The organism is Mesorhizobium sp. P3_A8 (assembly GCF_056402995.1).
This window is the reverse complement of sequence record NZ_JBFUGI010000018.1, coordinates 1-15,859: the sequence shown is the minus strand read 5'-3', so window position 1 is coordinate 15,859 and position 15,859 is coordinate 1. Positions and strand designations below refer to the sequence as shown.

Genomic DNA, 15,859 nt, shown 5'->3' with positions numbered 1-15,859 from the left:
AAGAATTGTCGAAAAGGCCACTTGACCCGTTACGCGACCTCTTAGGGTCAATCCGCTTTTCCCGGCGATCAAGCGTTGATGCGGTGAAGCTCGGCTTCTGAAGACACTCTAGAGCCGCACGAACTTATACAGTGCTAGCCGCCTCCGCTGGCCTTCCGCGAAGGCCAACGCCATCGATTCGATTTCGAATGACCGTGTAAGTTCCTGGTCTTCCTCAACGACGCGGACAACCCACTCACCGCAGGCTTCGAACACTTCCACGCAAGGCTGGGTCTGACCATTCAGAATTATGGAAACGCTGTCCATCGCAATTCGCCTCCAAGGGCAATGGGCTTGGGATTTTAGCGCACATGTACGCCCCGCTAAAATCAATTCTGGATGACAAACAGCGCCGGCCGAAGCTGGCGTGCATTAACAAATGAAATTGAAATCGCTCTTTTGGGGGACACAATTTCTCGACCAGCCGACAGACGAAGGAGGCCTGTTGTGGAAAACAAGCGGCGTGTCGATAAGGAAAAAATTGAGAGAGCTGATCGTGAAGCACGGAGGATTCTCGATGCTGAACGAAAAGCCCGGGAGGCGAAAACTGCGCGGCTAAGAGAGTTGCGGCTCAACGGAAATCAACCGTCAGGTGGAACTCACAGCTCCATGTGAGCTTTGTGCACACATGAGCACACGCGGCATCAACTTCCTCGACAAATGGATGGCAGAGCAGTTGCCCGAAACCGCTAGTGACGATCCGGTGGTCATCAGCGACCTTGCGGACAAGGCCATGAAAGCCGCCGACAAGGCAGGCATTCCCACGACCGAGATCAGCGAGGAGGTGCCCAGCGTGTTCGAGGTCATCGCCGAGGCCATGGACCATCGCGAAGGCGGTGCTCCGTGAACCGCTTTCTGTTTGTCACAGCTGATTTTCTATCTCGCCCGCCCGGCTTCTACGTCATGATGCTGGCCATGATCGTTTGCACGGCCCTGGTGCCTTTCGGCCTCACCAATGCCGTCACTTATGCTCTGTCAGTCGCGGCCATTCTCATCACTGGCGTCGTATTGATTCAGGGCTATCGCGACACCGCAGCAATCCATGCCAAGCTGGATGAGATCATCGTCGCCCTGAACGAGACCAGGAACGAGGTGGTCGGGTTGGAGCATGAAGACCCGGAGATGATCAAGGCTGAATTGAACAGGCTGGAAGAGGAGGCATCCAAGCGGTAATCCAAGGAGATCGGCGCCGCTTGACTCGTTCACGAAGCGTTCCCATTTTGGTCTTCCGCAACGATAGACCGGTGATCTCATGTGTGGACGCGTTTTCGTCAAGACGACAATCCCTGACATGGTGCGGCGTTTCGAGTTCGCGCATCCTGGCGACGTCGAGCGCATGGGCAATGGTTTCCCAATCTGGAATGGCGCGCCAAGCCTCAACTACCCGATTATCATCCGGGAGGAACTGTCCACGTCCATGGCCGGCTTCGTGTCGGCGAGGTGGGGGCTTGTCCCCGGATGGGCTCGTGACGGAGGCGGCCGACCGCCGCCCGTCAACGCACGCTGCGAGACGATCGCGACCAATGGCATGTTCCGCAAAGCGTACGCCTCACGGCGCTGCCTGGTGCCGGTGGACGGGTATTTCGAATGGCAGAAGCTGGACGCCTCGGGCAAGAGGAAACAGCCCTATGCAATCGCGATGAAAGATGACGAGCCTTTCGCCATGGCGGGCATCTGGGAAGAGTATGCCGACAAGGTCACGGGTGAACTGATCCGCACCTTCGCTATCGCTACCTGCGAACCGAACGAACTGATGGCAACCATCCATGACAGGATGCCGGTGATCCTGGCGCCGGCCGATTACATGCGCTGGCTCGGACCAGAGCCAGATCCTCGCGACCTAATGAAGCCGTATCCGTCCGACCTGATGAAGATGTGGCCGATCGGCGGCAAGGTCGGCAGCCCCCGTAACAACACGCCTGACATCATTGACGAGATCGGCCGGCCCGACATTATCGATGTGAAGGGCCACGGTCCCGACGATCTTTTCGACGTCTGACCGAGCTTGGCCTGATGAGCACACGCGGGACGAATTTCCTCTTCAAATGGATTTCAAACAACATCCACGGCACCGATGTCTCCGTCGCCGAGCTGACGGAGATGCTCTTTGCCGACGCGAGGACGCTGGGCTTTAGCAGAGCGGAAATCGAAGACGATACAGGCACCGCCTCTGAGGCGATCGATAAGGCGCTTCGATACCAGGATGCGGGCTTAGTCGACTGACAGGCCATACTAAGGATGATCGCATGCCGGCTGATAGATTGAAGGTCCGCGACGCCGCGGCGGGCTACGAGGTCCTAGCAGACGGCGAGGTGATCGGGTCTTTCCCCACCATCGTCGACGCAGCTCGGTTTGTCCGGGATCGTGGCGCGCGGCTCTGGCTCGATTGGGCTCGAACTGTGATTGGAGGCCAGACCGTTGGTCCCCAAGATTTCGAGCCGGCGTTCCTCGGCTCCGGCGTCGGCCGGGTGCTTGGCGAGCAGCACGGGCCCAGCAAGGACAAATGGTTCTGGGCGATCAGCACGAACGACAAGCGCTGGCGGGTCCATGGCGGTCAGCGAGGCAGGGAGGACACCAAAGAGGCAGCGGTGGCAGCGCTTGAGCGCGAGTTCACGACATACCTGGCCGTCACGCCCCCGAAGCCGTCGCCTTATGCCCAGGCGAAGGGTGTCTAGGGTCTAGAAAACCATATTCCGACCAGAGCGCAAAAGGCCAAAACTAGAACGGCGGCCGCGAGCAGCACGCCCTTATTGTTCTGCCACCGTGGAGACGGCTCGGGCACCAATTTCTCGGGGGTCTGCTTTTCGTTCATGGCCATCAATTTTCGTGCAAAAGCGGCTGACCGCAAGGCGAGATGCCCTCCGCGCTTGGCGACTTCGCGAAACAGGAGATTGTTCCGCTCATATCCCGTGGGTCAGCACAACATAAATGGCGGGGACGAGCATCAACCATCCGCCCATTCCCAGAAGCACCAAAATAGCCCTGCGCTCGGTCCGCGTGACGAGGGCGGCAATGTTCTCCTCGTCATTCGAGGCAGCGTCCAACGTCATATGAGCTCCGACGTTGTCATTTGCAGGAGTGTCCGCATTGCAACTCTCATTCGATCTCTGGGCCAATGTCATTTTCTTCTGCTCATCAATTAAGATATCGGCCCGTTCTCGGCGCTCGAGCCGGAACGGGCCACGTGCAGCGGTAACTAACTAGAATCGCAAGATGACCGAAGGACCACGTCTGCGATAGCACCGGACGCGACGGCGACCATGTCGCCAGTAACTACGGCAAACCCGTCTCCAACCCCGCCGGCGACGGCGGGGGCCGTAGTGCCAGTCCCGGTGGGAAACCTGCTCGACTTCCGCCTGGCCTCGTTCATCGAGATCCTGTCTTTGTGGCGTTTCGAGTTCATCAAGGATGCCGGGTCCCGCGCTTGGAACACCGGCCATTGCGTTGATTGGGCGGACAGCGCTTGCAAGCGCAGCTGCTCCGGCAATGCCAAACACCGCAGTCAGGAAAGTTCGCCGATCCATAGTAAACCTCCAAGGTTGCATGAGCTAAAGCCATCCCACTGTGAAAATAGAGGACCCGCCAGCCGCGGAAGCGGCTTGGCGGGTCCTATCAGCACAGGAAGGGACATAGCTGTGCCGATCCATCACATGTCAGCCGAGGACTATGCCCATCACCAGAAAGGTGACGGCTGCCGCGAAAACCGGTGCGAGCAACCAGCGTGCTTGGCCAACACTTTTATCCATGTGCTTTCTCCGAATTTGGACCAGCAACTACGCCGGACTTAGGCTGTTCCGCCTAGTCTCAAGAGGTAAGACCATTGCGTTCCGTGGCCGGACTTTGGTCTTGGTCTTGTTGGGACCGAAGTCCGTCTGAGGAACGTTTGACATGCCGTGAAGTTCGAGTGGCTGGCGCACAGACGATGGTGCTGTCGCCTGATCACAAGAGGAGAAAAACCATGAAGATGCACCTTACCGGCGCCGCAGCGGCGCTGTTGCTTTTGGCTGGCGTCGGCGCAGCTGCGGCACAGGACGTTGTCATCACGCCGGAGCAGGACACCGTCGTGCGCGAGTACGTGAAAAAGCAGCCGCTGGCTTCCGTAAAGATACCCGGCGTCGAGCTGAACATCGGTACGGCTCTGCCGGACACGGTCGAACTCCACGAGGTCCCCAACGTGAAATACCGCTATGTGGTGGTCGACAACCGCACGGTCCTGGTGGATCCGAGCACCCGCAAAATCATCAAAGTCTACGACTGAAAAGCGAGTTGCCAATTGCCCGCCGCCGCTTGCATGGCGGCGGGCTGCGCATGTCAATCCCCTCAACTGGACAATGAAGATGATGAACCTTGAAGTCGAGACGACAGATGCGCTTATGGCGCGCTTAGCCGATCTTCAGGCGAGAGTGCGGGCAGCACGCATAACCGACGCCGAAATAAAGACCTTCCAAAAGGTCGCTGCCATCCTGGACGACGGTCGTGGCCGGATTGCCGGCGACGATCTGATCGCAGCATCGTTCCTCGCTGAGCCGTTTTGATTGGCCCAGGCCCTTGTTGCAACGTATCGGCCACGCCAATGAGACAGGAGGAAGAAGTGGTGCGGGAGAGCAGTGGGCAATTTGGAGAGATGATCGCCAATGTGGCCGCCATCCTTCTGTTGCTAGGGCTTTTAGCAATCATCTTCTTCATTTCCGCCAAACCAATCTTCCCCGAGCGGATGGCGCGAATGGTGATTATCCTGCCCGTGGATGCGATAGAAACAGCCGCGGTCAAGAACACGCGCTTGGATTTGCCACCCAATTTTAATCTAGGCCTTGTCCGGCCGCGACCTGGTAGCTGACATACAATGCGTGGCAAAAGCGAAAGCCGAAAGATGAAGCTCGACCGTCTCGCGACGTCGATACCAAAGCACGAGTTCGAATTTCTAATGAAGCTCGGGCAAATGACGCGAGTGGAAACATTGGCCCTGATCGAAAAGCACGACGGAGATCGGACCGAAATTTATGCTGACCTCGCCGGCATCGCGTCACGGAGATGAAGCGTCGGGCCTTCAGTTTGGCCGGCCGCGAAATTCACTCATCACGAGCGCCGCTTCCGTGCGGTTTCGGACTCCGAGGGTCAACATAACCCCAGTCATGTGGTGCTTGACTGTCTTCTCCTGCAACTTCAGGTGCCGGGCGACCTCCTTGTTGCTGAGACCCTGAGCCACCAGCCTCAGGATTTCCTTTTGCCGTTCGGTGAGTTGCCGCATCCGGTGCGCCACGCTGTTCGCAGGTGATGAGTTTTGAATATCGGAAAGCCGCGCCGACAGGGTGGGCGTAAGATAGCGCTCTCCAGCCGCAGCATTGCGGAGGATTTCGGCAAGAGCCCGCGACCCGACACCTTTTAGAACATAGCCGCGCACCCCTGCATTCAGGGCTCTGGTCACATCGGGATTGCTCTCTGAAACGGTCAGCATGACGATCTTCTGGGCGGGATGGTCGGCAAGGATGCTCTCAACCGCGGCCAGGCCTCCGCCCGGCAGCGAGATGTCCAGCAGTAATATGTCGGGTCGCACCGTAGACGCGATGCGCTCTGCATCCTGCGCCGTCGCCCCTTCATCGACAATCTCGAAGCCCCCGATCTCTGATAGGCTGCGCGTCACACCTTCGCGAAAAAGCGGATGGTCTTCGACAACAGCGATGCGAATGATCCCGATCATGCCTACTCCGCGTGAAGCTACCTTGTCGAACTCAACGCTAGATTTTAAGTTCCGCCTTGCAGGGCAAAAAGGCCTACCCGAATGGACACGGGCAGGCCAAGGTCTTTGCGCTGGATCAACCAGCAGAGGTCAGCGAGCGGCGGGGTGGTTGCTTGCGAAGCGCCAGGCTGTGCCCAGGCTGGGAGAATGGCCGATGCAGTGGGGCTCCAACCGTGGGGGCAACGGACCACACCGGCCACTGCGGGAGCATTCCCCCGCTCCGAATGATTATGGGTATATTAGCAATCACGCAATTAGCCAATCGGGCGTAGGGCGCTTGTTTTTGGCACCGCTTCGTACCCAACCCGGAGCCCGCTCCGTTAGGCGGTGGAGCGAAGCTAGCGCCAGCGCCATGCCGGTGACGCGAAGGCGCCAAGACCCATTAACCTCCACCGTCTCCCCGGCGGTCTGGTCATACCGGCATGGAGCTTGCTGAGGACGGTCTTAGTTAGCTGACACGCGTGGTCTTGGTCAGATGAGAGGTTGGAAAGCCACTGAGCCGTATCGTATCGAACCGTTGAGGGGGCAAAGACGCGTGCGGAGCCTTCGCTGGTAGTGCGTGAAGGGCGGGGGTGCGAGAAACTTCTGTACGGGGCTGTATTTTGTCGCACCACCCTGGCACCATGCGGGTTACAACAATGGTGTAGCTCTCGCTCAAATGGTGCAGGCTGGTGGACGTGTCGTGCCCGTTTGGTGCCGCATTGGCACCAACAGACCAAATTGGCGCATCATGTCGAAAAGGGGCTCAACGCCTTGCAATTAAAGGCGTCAGCGGTTATTCAGACGCCCGTTGCTGCGGTAGTTCAGTGGTAGAGCACTCCCTTGGTAAGGGAGAGGTGCGGGTGGCTGCTGGTTGTCCCCCAAATCGCTACCACGCAGCCGCCACCTGGCGAACGGTTGGCAGATGCCGCCGTTCGCGGCTTTGCACTCTGCCGATCGCCAATCACCGCTGAGTTGGCTGATTCTTTTGGGCTTCATGCCGTTCCGCATCGAACGCCTCCTTTCCCTTCCCGGCCCACATGTTCCGCGCATGCCCGCCTTCATGGCTTTGGAGTTTGGCGACGATCCAGAGGAGCGCTCCGTAGATGATGGCGCGATCGTCGTTGGTGAGCTCAACGATGCCTGCCTTAGCGACGAGCCCGCCGAGCTCGATCAAATGTCGTGTGCGCTTGCGGCGCTCGACCTGCCACGTGCGCATGTCATGCCGAGCCAGAGCTGCTTTCCGGCGATTGTGGGCCGCCCCGTTGCGTTGGAGCGCTGCGAGGGTTGCGCTGAGATGCCGGAGCAGCTCGCCGCGACCGGTTCGCGAAAAACATCACCCCACGCTTGGCCCATGCCTCACGCGTTGCCGTGTCTTTCGTCTCAGTGATTGCCACCAATGCACCAGCCAGTTCGTCGGTGCTGAGCTGATCGGCGCCGGTGGCGATCACGAGTTCACCAAGCTGGTGGACCTTTCGCGCTTTGAGTTCTCGCGCTTTGTCTTCCAGCGCCTTCAGTTCGGTGTCGAAGTCCCGCGGTTTGCGCATGACTGTCTCCATTGTTTGTCGATGTCTGGATGATAGTTGAGCGTCTGCCGGAAGGCTTCAGGGTTGCCGAGACAGCCTGGGACGGGCTGGTCCATCCCGAGAATTTTTCGAGGGAGGGCGCGCTTATACGTCGTGCCGACGTGCGCTTTGACGTGCAAATGATCTGGTCGCGATGGCGATCTATCATCTTCACGTCAAGGTCATTGGCCGCAAGGCAGGCTCAAGCGCTGTGGCGTCCGCCGCCTACCGCTCTGCCTCGCGATTGCGTGACGAGCGCATCGAACGCAGCCACGACTTCTCCGCCAAACGCGGTGTCGTCCATTCCGAGGTGATGCTGCCGGAGGATGCACCGGAGGCCTGGCGCGACCGCGAACGGCTGTGGAACGATGTCGAGGCGTTCGAGCTGCGCAAGGACGCGCAGCTTGCCCGCGAGGTCGAGTTTGCGCTGCCGCGTGAACTCAGCCAGGCGCAAGGCATCGAGTTGGCGCGCGACTTCCTTCAGGCCGAGTTTGTCAGCAAGGGCATGGTCGCCGATCTCAATGTGCATTGGGACCGGGCAGAGGATGGCAGTCCAAAGCCGCATGCTCATGTCATGCTCACCATGCGGGCCGTGGACGAGAACGGTTTTGGGTCAAAGGTTCGAGACTGGAATGCTACCCTGCTGGTCGAGCGCTGGCGCGAGCGATGGGCGGAGCTGGCCAATGAACGCCTGGCCGAACTCGACATCGACGCCCGCATCGATCATCGCAGTCTGGAAGCGCAGGGCATAGCGTTGGAGCCGCAAACGCAGATCGGTGCTCCGGCCCAGCGCATCGAGGGCAGTGGCCTTGCTGCTGGCGACACTGAAGCAGATCGCGCTGAACTGCATCGCGAGATCGCGCGCAACAATGGCGCGCGCATCATTGCCGATCCATCCGTGGCGCTGGATGCCATCACGCATCAGCAGTCGACATTCACCCGAAGGGACATGGCCAAGTTCTCGCATCGCCACAGCGATGGAATGGAGCAGTTCAACGCGGTCGTGGCAGCCATCAGCAACGCACCCGATCTTATCGAACTCGGCAAGGACGGACGCGGCGAAGACCGTTTCACCACCCGGCAGATGATCGAGACCGAACAACGTCTTCACCGCGCGGCGGAGCGTATCGATTTGGAGGAGCGACACACGGTGAGTGACGCACATCGCGAGGCAGCACTGGCGCGGGCTGCGCAACACGGGCTTGTCCTTTCAGGCGAACAGACCGATGTGCTTGCGCATATCACCGAAGGTCGCGGTCTTGGTGTCGTTGTCGGCTTTGCCGGAACGGGCAAGAGCGCCATGCTGGGCGTCGCGCGCCAGGCATGGGCAGCGGCGGGCTACGAGGTTCGAGGCGCCGCACTTTCCGGCATTGCCGCCGAGAATCTGGAAGGCGGATCAGGGATCCCGTCACGCACCATCGCCAGCATGGAGCATAGCTGGGGACAGGGCCGTGATCTGCTCACAGCACGCGATGTCCTGGTGATCGATGAGGCCGGCATGGTCGGCACGCGCCAGTTGGAGCGCGTGCTTTCCCATGCCGCCGACGTTGGCGCGAAGGTCGTGCTGGTCGGCGATCCCCAGCAGCTACAGGCAATCGAAGCCGGCGCTGCATTCCGCTCGATTCACGAGCGACATGGCGGCGTCGAAATCGGCCAGGTGCGCCGGCAGCGCGAGAACTGGCAGCGCGATGCCACGCGCGATCTGGCAACCGGCAGGATTGGCGCTGCAATCAGCGCCTACGACGCGCAAGGCATGGTGCATCAAGCTGCAACGCGCGATGAGGCACGAGGTGCACTCGTCGAGCGCTGGGATCGCGACAGGCAGGCGCATCCAGAGGCAAGCCGGATCATCCTCACCCACAAAAACGACGAAGTGCGCGTCCTGAACCAGGCAGCACGCGAGCGTATGCGCGCTGCCGGCGATCTCGGCGACGAGGTTCAGGTGAATGTCGAACGCGGTGCAAGAAACTTCGCCAGTGGCGACCGGGTCATGTTCCTGCGCAACGAGCGCGGGCTTGGCGTCAAGAATGGCACCATTGGTGTGATCGAAGAGGTCAGCACACAGAGCGTGACGGTTCAAACCAACGACGGAAGGTCTGTGCGCTTCGACCTGAAAGACTATGCTCACATCGACCACGGCTATGCCGCGACCATTCACAAGGCGCAGGGCATGACCGTCGACCGGACTTATGTGCTCGCCACGCCTGGCATGGATGCACATGGCAGCTACGTCGCGCTGTCGCGGCATCGAGATGGGCTGGACCTGCATTACGGCGGCGATGACTTTGCCACTAGAGCACGCCTCGTCCGGACGCTGTCACGCGACCGCGCCAAGGACATGGCGTCGGACTACGAGCAGGTCGACCCGGCCCAAACCTATGCCGAGCGGCGCGGTATCACGTTCCGCGAGCGCGTGGTCGAGATCGTGCGCCGGATCGTTCCGGAGAAGCTGCGGGACAGGATCGAGGGGTTGCTCGACGGGTTGCGCTCGCCTGGCGACGCCGAGCTTGACCGACACCTTGGGCGCAGGCCGAGAAGGGAAGATGTTGGGGCGCAAATCGGAGATGTTGGCGCCACGCCTGGAAGAGAAGCTTTTGCTGGGGGAGCGCAGCGTGACGCGAATCTCCCGGGGAATCCCGAAGCAGAAATGCGCCGCGCACGCACCCAAGCGCTTGTGCGTCACGCGCGTGCGATCGACGCGATCCTCCGTACCGGAAGTGCGGACGGGCAGGGCAGTCCCGAGCAGATGCGCGAGTTGAGGGATGCCCGTTGCGCTTTCGAGAAGGTTCGGCCTCACGGCTGGCGCGATGCTGAAGCGGCTTATGTGAAAAATCCCGAGCTGGTTCGTGAGACGGGCGCCGGCCGCGTCAGCCGCATCGTGGTTGCTCTCCAGCTTGAAACGGAAATTCGCACCGGGATGGACATCGATCCCGGCCGCCGCGCCGACCGTTTCGTGGAACGTTGGCAAAAGCTCGACCGTACCGGACGGGAGCAATATCAGGCCGGCGACATGTCTGGCTATAAGTCAACGCGTTCGGCCATGTCCGATATGGCCAAGAGCCTTGAACGCGATCCTCAACTTGAATCCCTATTGGCAAACCGCAAGCGCGAACTCGGCATTCACGTCGGTTCCGGCCGCCGACTCGGGGCGGAACTCGCGTTCAGCCATGGCATCGGTAAGGGGCGAGGCCTTGGACTCTGACACGCTCCGATTTGCCGCCGTTTTCACGCCGCAGACTGCTGAAGCGACAAACCTGATTGCGTCCAGCATTCGTCCGTCCTGTCTGTCCCAGTAGATACCAGCAACAACCACTGAGAATCAGGCAAGCTATGCCAGAGCCGGATCGCATCATACGTCTCAGAACCGTCCTTGACAGGACCGGCCTGTCCCGTTCAGCCATCTACCGCAAGATCGCCGAAGGCACGTTTCCGGCCCAGGTCAAGATAAGCATCAACGGGGCCGGCTGGCGCGAATCCGATGTCAATAGGTGGGTCGCTGACCCTGTCTACTGGCACACCAATGCATCACGAAAAAAGAGCGACTAGTGGCGGTCGAGAGGTACGTTGCGCCCATCGTTGAACAGTCCTCTCTGATGTAAGGTTCAACGACCGGGAAGGGACCGTCCGCTGACAGTCCGGTTTATGGGACAGATGGCGAGAAGCAGCCGCATTGCTAACTGAACCATTTCGGACATTAGCGTTTCACGCTGCGGACGACCACTGCGAGATCCAGGTCTTTGGAAGCTGACAATCTTTCGATCGGACCAGCCGATGGCAACCGAGCTGCGCTGGTGGCGGCGTGTCTGCGCTGAGGAGCCCAGCCCGTTGGGTTGGCAGTTCGCTGAATGGGGTAGCTGTTAGGCAGCTGCCCTCGGCTTGGCAAAAACGTCGCCGCGGTCGATATCCTCGTTGCGCGTGAAATCGAATATTCGGCTAACCTGAAGGCCGTCCCACCTGAACCTGAAATGGGCACCCTGGACCGCCTTGTCGACGAGGATCTCGACACTAAACACTGCGAGAAAATCGTGGCCGGGGACCTCCTCCGTTCGGTAGAGAACGCCGTTGGCGCCGTCCTCGAATAATTGCCGACCGATGAGCCGACGTGCGGCGACCGACATGTCCGTCGGGACACTCCGCAGGTCAATGACCTCACCTTTGACCTGGTGCGCCAGCATCCGCATGTCTACACCACACGACGGTTCGTCGGTGCGTGACAAGAATAGCTCGCGGCGCAGGACGGCACGCGCAAGTGCCGCCTGCGTGTCGGAGGCGAGATCCATTACCGAGTAGGGTGCCGGAAGGAAATCGCTCCCTTCCGGCATGGGATAAGAGAAGGGGGCATGGTTCCAGTTCTGCAGACGCGGTGAACTTGCATCCGCCGAGATATCGCCACCTGTAATGCGCGATTTCGCGGCAAGTCGAGGGTTCGTCACCGCTTCCAGCTCCGCCGCGAATGCCTGCATCTCGCGGGAGCCGAAACGTTCATAGATATCGATGGTCGGATATTTCGACGGAATGAGCCTTCGGTAAAGGCCGTCGATGCTGATCCGGGGGTACACGTAAGCTAACCTCCACGCTGGGCGTCGACATAATGTCGGACCCTGATGATGTCACTCAGATTACCGGTCATGATCACGTCCAGTGCGGACGCGCCTTCGAAATACCTGTTGGGCCTTCTGATCCATCCGACGGCAGTTTCCTCCGAATCCATGACGATGCGCAGCGCCTTGTAGATGGATCCGAGGTGCGAAATTCTCTCCAGCGTATCGGCAGACACGTCGCCGCCGTCCTTTCTCCACCGGAAGTAGGTTGATCGTGATGGTGATCCCAGCAACTTGATCTGCTGGTCGGTGTTCAGCTCCCAGATGTCAGCGAGTTTGAAGAAAAAACCGAGGGGGCTTGGCAGCTCGGGATTGGTTGTGGCTGTCGATTGGGGAGTAACTGTCTCATGCGTTTCCATCTGCTCCTCGATGTTGTGTCAAATCGGACTTGATTTTTCATTGTAGTCCGATTAGCTACAGTCCCAGAACGGACTGATTCGTAAATATCCGTCTCTATTGGGATTTCGTCAAGGCTTGACGCGATGAAACACACACGTCGGGACAGGAGAGAATCTTATGTCCGACCAAGTGAAAATCGAACCCGGGTGGGACCGCACGGCAACCAGGTTGCCAGCACCCAAGTCGCTTGGAGTAGGCGTACTTTTCGTATCGGGAATTAGATAGGAGAACTACATGGCTCATAAAGGCTCCGGAAAGACCCATCATGTTGTCCACAACCCCGATGGGGGTTGGGACGTGAAGCGCGGTGGCAGCGAACGTGCCTCCGACCACTTCGAGACCAAGCGCGAGGCCATCGACTACGGCCGCGGTGTCAGCCGCAATCAGTCGACTGAGCTCAAGATCCATAATCAGGACGGCAGAGCGACAGCCACGGCCGAGACCCGTACCCTCCGCGTGGCTAAGACACTCGTACAAGCAAAGGAATAGACAATGCAGAACGAGAACGAAGCCCAAGATAAGGGTAAGGACAAGATGATCGAGATCATCGTCAACGGCACGCCTTACGAAGTGCCGAAGAAGGAAGAACTTTCGTTCGAGGAAGTCGTAACTCTCGCGTACCCCGACTTCCCGCAAAACCCGGGCGCGACTTACTCCGTCACGTACACCAAGGGCCACAACGATAAGGAAGGCATCCTTGCGCCGGGCACCTCGGTGAAGGCGAAGGATGGGATGGTTTTCCGTGTTAATCGCACTAGCCAATCATAATGCGGACATCCGGCAGCTGATGGACCGGGGCTACGCGCTCCGGTTCGACAGCAAATGCCTGGTCGTGCGCGACATCCCGTACCTAAGCTCGCAATTGGAGCTCTGTTACGGGGCCATCGTCTCCAAGCTCGTCTTCACCGACCAGAACCATGTCCTTCAGGATGACCATCAGATCTACTTCGCCGGCGACGTGCCGCATGGCCTGAACGGGCAGCCCATCCCCAATCTCGCAGGTGGAGCCACGACGATGCAGCTGGCCAAGCCGGATGTTGTCGTACAGCGCTCATTTTCCAACAAGCCCCCGAACGGATTTGCCAACCTTGCCGAGAAGATCGACCACTACGTTACGATCCTGGCGGGCCCCGCCCTCAGCCGATTTCCGGACGCGAAGATTTACACCTTCGACGTCGACCATGACGTCGTCGAAGACAGCATCTTCAAATTCCACGACACCCTGACTAGCCGAGCCGAGATCGGCGACCTGGCGGCGAAATTCAAAGAAGATGTGGTGGCCTTGATCGGCCTGGGTGGGACCGGCAGCTATCTCTTGGACTTCCTGGTGAAAACCAATGTGAAAGAGGTCAGGGGCTTCGATTCCGATGCCTACTACATTCACAATGCCTACCGCTCGCCTGGGAGTGTCCTCGAGGCCGAATTCCGGCGCCCGAAGGTCGACGTGTATCAGGCCCGCTACGACAATTTTCGCCACGGGCTAAAGCTCGTCGACAAGTTTATCGACGCGAGCTGCGCAGAGGATCTGGCCGGCGTCACGTTTGCTTTCGTCTGTGTCGACAAAGGCTCAGCCCGCAAGGAAATCTTCGACCTGTTGATCGCGCTGGGGATTGCGTTCATCGACGTCGGCATGGGGCTCAACCGGCAGGACGGTGCCTTGGCCGGGATGATGCGCGCGACCCTCCTACAGCCCGCTACCGCGGCCGATATCCTCAGCCAGAACCTGATCGAGACGTCCGATCAGCCGGGCGACGAATACCGCACCAATATTCAGATTGCCGAGTTGAATGCCATCAACGCCGGCATCGCCGTCCTCCGATACAAGCAGTGGCGAGGGTTTTACGCGAGCGACGCCGCGACGTATCATCTGGTCATGGACACCGCCTCAACCCGCCTGTTCTCTTTCACATGCCCCTGAGTCAGATCGCGCTAAGGGAGGTTCAGTATGTTCCGCGCGAACTCGAGCCGGGCATTCTGTACGTGTCCGAAGAGTTCGGCGTCGCCGTGCACCTTTGCGCTTGCGGGTGCGGCAGCAAGGTATCCGTGCCCTTGGGCGCCGCCGAGTGGACATTCATTAAGAAGGACGGCAAGCCGAGCTTGTGGCCGTCGATCGGCAGCGGTCAGCTGCCCTGCAATTCCCATTACGTCATATCGAACGGTCGCGTCGATTGGGCCGCAACGATGTCAGCGGCGCAGACCGCCGCAGCTCTTCGGAGCGACCAGCTGAAGCGCGAAGCCTACTATCGGTTGCGCGAACCGAAGCCGGGCCTACTGCGGCGGATCTGGAACGCAATTGTCCGGCTGTTCGGAAGGTAAGTGTGGACGATTTTCACAGAGGCCTGATAACGCAGGTGCATTGCTACGAGTGCAACGCGCTGTACGACCGCATCGCCTGCCCCGTTTGCGGCCACGTGATCGAAGCCGAAAAGGTCAGGCAGCCTGACGGCAGCTATGTCGAGCGGCGAACCGTGCCGGGTGCCCTGGGTTGGTCCACCCATCTCTTGCTCGAGATGATGAGGCGGGAATGGGAGCGCGCGGACGATGGCCCGGCGCCGATAGGCAAGACATCGCGGAAGTTGGTTATCGTCATCTTGTTCTGGGCGTTCTTCGAGTCCCTGATGGACCGCTTCTATAACGCGGCACTTGGCGACCTCGACGAAGCCGAGGCGGCTAAGATCCTCCGCAAGTTCAAGTTCGTCGGCGGCCAACTCGACGAGCTGCACAAGTCGCTGTGGGGTGTATCCTTCTGGGAGGACCTGGCCGCCTTGGACTACGTACCGCTGGCCGAGCAAATCCGCACGATTCAGGAGCGCCGCAATGCTTTCATCCATGGCGATCCGGAAGCCATCGACGACTCTTTGGTAGCCCGGACTATGGGGATCCTAATGGACGTGCAAGTCGCGTGGATCAAATTGTTCAACACCCGCTGCACCCATAAAACTCGGAAAATCCCGATCTGGCACCAGGTCGAGCGCGCGGTGAAGGCACGCTAGCCGGAGCTGTCACTCTGCGTTCCGGAACGACAAGTCGAAACTTTCGGCAGGAGCAATTACGTATAACATAACGTCCTTACGTTATGGCCGGCTGCAGGCCGATCATCGAGCCACAATACGGCTGGCATATACGGCGTCAAACATTGACCCCGCTGCTCCCATCCTCCGTCCGCTTTCGAGCTAGATTTTCATACAATTAGACGACCGAAATGGGGCACTTGGCTGTCGTTCGGGACGAGTGCCAGGAAGTCCGCTTTCAGGCGAAGGCAACGTTTGCTTGGACGTCCGAAATGGGGCGGTGGGTTCAACCGGTCGTCGCAACACCTTTAATCTGAGAGGATGGGAGGTGTCGCATGGTGACGTCGCGGATCTGGTTTACGTCAGAACAGAAGGCCGAGCTCTGGGATCGATGGAAGCAAGGCCAGAGCATTTCGTCGATCTCGCGCGCACTTGAGCGCCGGAACAAGGGCGGCGTTCAGCGGATCGTATCCTTACACGGCGGCATTGCTCCGTCAGCAAGGCGTAGAGCGGCCTCGGCGCTCGTCG

At 59.5% G+C, this 15,859-nt stretch carries 21 protein-coding genes and 1 pseudogene; 16 read left to right on the top strand and 6 right to left on the bottom strand.

The genetic code is table 11. The annotated features are described in order from the left end of the window. Positions 1-667: 667 nt before the first annotated feature. The 5 genes from AC1DX4_RS31160 to AC1DX4_RS31140 all read left to right on the top strand — a co-directional run bounded on the left by AC1DX4_RS31160 (position 668) and on the right by AC1DX4_RS31140 (position 2,714). Positions 668-886, top strand: a complete 219-nt coding sequence (locus tag AC1DX4_RS31160) for a hypothetical protein (RefSeq protein ID WP_477223970.1) — start codon at positions 668-670, stop codon at positions 884-886. Next, entirely contained in the window at positions 883-1,212 is a 330-nt protein-coding gene (locus AC1DX4_RS31155) for a low affinity iron permease family protein (RefSeq protein ID WP_477223969.1), read from the top strand. The genes AC1DX4_RS31160 and AC1DX4_RS31155 overlap by 4 nt, the downstream gene beginning before the upstream one ends. Before the next feature lie 79 nt (positions 1,213-1,291). Beyond that, positions 1,292-2,038 carry an SOS response-associated peptidase gene (locus tag AC1DX4_RS31150; protein WP_477223968.1) on the top strand — a complete coding sequence of 249 codons (747 nt, stop codon included), beginning with the start codon at positions 1,292-1,294 and terminating at the stop codon, positions 2,036-2,038. A 14-nt stretch (positions 2,039-2,052) separates the two neighbouring features. Continuing rightward, entirely contained in the window at positions 2,053-2,262 is a 210-nt protein-coding gene (locus tag AC1DX4_RS31145; protein WP_477223967.1) for a DUF768 domain-containing protein, read from the top strand. A 23-nt stretch (positions 2,263-2,285) separates the two neighbouring features. Next, a complete protein-coding gene (locus tag AC1DX4_RS31140) occupies positions 2,286-2,714 on the top strand; it encodes a hypothetical protein (protein ID WP_477223966.1) in 429 nt (142 codons plus the stop codon). 225 nt (positions 2,715-2,939) lie between these two features. On the opposite strand, the gene AC1DX4_RS31135 is transcribed toward AC1DX4_RS31140, so the two are convergent. Next, a complete protein-coding gene (locus tag AC1DX4_RS31135; protein WP_477223965.1) occupies positions 2,940-3,161 on the bottom strand; it encodes a hypothetical protein in 222 nt (73 codons plus the stop codon). Between the two features lie 836 nt (positions 3,162-3,997). Here AC1DX4_RS31135 and AC1DX4_RS31130 point away from each other — a divergent pair. From AC1DX4_RS31130 to AC1DX4_RS31120, 3 genes are all read left to right on the top strand, one after another. Then, entirely contained in the window at positions 3,998-4,297 is a 300-nt protein-coding gene (locus tag AC1DX4_RS31130; protein WP_477223964.1) for a DUF1236 domain-containing protein, read from the top strand. 79 nt (positions 4,298-4,376) lie between these two features. Then, positions 4,377-4,574 (top strand): hypothetical protein, encoded by a 198-nt coding sequence (locus AC1DX4_RS31125; RefSeq protein ID WP_057143728.1) that lies wholly within the window; start codon positions 4,377-4,379, stop codon positions 4,572-4,574. A gap of 38 nt (positions 4,575-4,612) precedes the next feature. Then, the gene (locus AC1DX4_RS31120; protein ID WP_477223963.1) at positions 4,613-4,876 is read left to right on the top strand and encodes a polymerase; all 264 of its coding nucleotides are present in this window, start codon (positions 4,613-4,615) and stop codon (positions 4,874-4,876) included. Positions 4,877-5,086: 210 nt separating this feature from the next. On the opposite strand, the gene AC1DX4_RS31115 is transcribed toward AC1DX4_RS31120, so the two are convergent. From AC1DX4_RS31115 to AC1DX4_RS31105, 3 genes are all read right to left on the bottom strand, one after another. Next, positions 5,087-5,737, bottom strand: coding sequence for a response regulator (locus AC1DX4_RS31115; protein WP_477223962.1), 651 nt, complete (start codon positions 5,735-5,737; stop codon positions 5,087-5,089). Positions 5,738-6,719: 982 nt separating this feature from the next. Further along, positions 6,720-6,974, bottom strand: coding sequence for a conjugal transfer protein TraD (locus tag AC1DX4_RS31110; RefSeq protein ID WP_477223961.1), 255 nt, complete (start codon positions 6,972-6,974; stop codon positions 6,720-6,722). A 1-nt stretch (position 6,975) separates the two neighbouring features. Continuing rightward, positions 6,976-7,302 carry a conjugal transfer protein TraD gene (locus AC1DX4_RS31105; protein ID WP_477223960.1) on the bottom strand — a complete coding sequence of 109 codons (327 nt, stop codon included), beginning with the start codon at positions 7,300-7,302 and terminating at the stop codon, positions 6,976-6,978. A 172-nt stretch (positions 7,303-7,474) separates the two neighbouring features. Here AC1DX4_RS31105 and traA point away from each other — a divergent pair, with 172 nt between their 5' ends. Beyond that, positions 7,475-10,522: a Ti-type conjugative transfer relaxase TraA gene (gene traA / locus AC1DX4_RS31100; RefSeq protein ID WP_477223959.1), complete on the top strand. Its 3,048-nt coding sequence runs from the start codon at positions 7,475-7,477 to the stop codon at positions 10,520-10,522. A gap of 128 nt (positions 10,523-10,650) precedes the next feature. Beyond that, positions 10,651-10,866 (top strand): helix-turn-helix transcriptional regulator, encoded by a 216-nt coding sequence (locus tag AC1DX4_RS31095; protein ID WP_477223958.1) that lies wholly within the window; start codon positions 10,651-10,653, stop codon positions 10,864-10,866. 311 nt (positions 10,867-11,177) lie between these two features. Here the strand turns inward: AC1DX4_RS31095 and AC1DX4_RS31090 are convergent, their stop codons facing one another. Next, the gene (locus AC1DX4_RS31090; protein ID WP_477223957.1) at positions 11,178-11,879 is read right to left on the bottom strand and encodes an RES family NAD+ phosphorylase; all 702 of its coding nucleotides are present in this window, start codon (positions 11,877-11,879) and stop codon (positions 11,178-11,180) included. Positions 11,880-11,884: 5 nt separating this feature from the next. After that, positions 11,885-12,280 (bottom strand): antitoxin Xre/MbcA/ParS toxin-binding domain-containing protein, encoded by a 396-nt coding sequence (locus AC1DX4_RS31085; RefSeq protein ID WP_477223956.1) that lies wholly within the window; start codon positions 12,278-12,280, stop codon positions 11,885-11,887. 274 nt (positions 12,281-12,554) lie between these two features. Here AC1DX4_RS31085 and AC1DX4_RS31080 point away from each other — a divergent pair, with 274 nt between their 5' ends. The 6 genes and pseudogenes from AC1DX4_RS31080 to AC1DX4_RS31055 all read left to right on the top strand — a co-directional run. Next, complete coding sequence (locus tag AC1DX4_RS31080; RefSeq protein ID WP_477223955.1) at positions 12,555-12,809, top strand: DUF2188 domain-containing protein; 255 nt, start codon at positions 12,555-12,557, stop codon at positions 12,807-12,809. A 3-nt stretch (positions 12,810-12,812) separates the two neighbouring features. Then, the gene (locus AC1DX4_RS31075) at positions 12,813-13,088 is read left to right on the top strand and encodes a multiubiquitin domain-containing protein (RefSeq protein ID WP_477223954.1); all 276 of its coding nucleotides are present in this window, start codon (positions 12,813-12,815) and stop codon (positions 13,086-13,088) included. Continuing rightward, positions 13,048-14,238, top strand: coding sequence for a ThiF family adenylyltransferase (locus AC1DX4_RS31070; protein ID WP_477223953.1), 1,191 nt, complete (start codon positions 13,048-13,050; stop codon positions 14,236-14,238). Before AC1DX4_RS31075 ends, AC1DX4_RS31070 begins: the two co-directional genes overlap by 41 nt. After that, on the top strand, positions 14,229-14,636 hold the full coding sequence (locus AC1DX4_RS31065; protein ID WP_477223952.1) for a ubiquitination-like system serine protease family protein: 408 nt from the start codon (positions 14,229-14,231) through the stop codon (positions 14,634-14,636). Before AC1DX4_RS31070 ends, AC1DX4_RS31065 begins: the two co-directional genes overlap by 10 nt. Before the next feature lie 2 nt (positions 14,637-14,638). Next, positions 14,639-15,313 (top strand): hypothetical protein, encoded by a 675-nt coding sequence (locus AC1DX4_RS31060; protein ID WP_477223951.1) that lies wholly within the window; start codon positions 14,639-14,641, stop codon positions 15,311-15,313. Positions 15,314-15,666: 353 nt separating this feature from the next. Then, positions 15,667-15,859: pseudogene (locus AC1DX4_RS31055) on the top strand (IS30 family transposase); the annotation flags it as partial.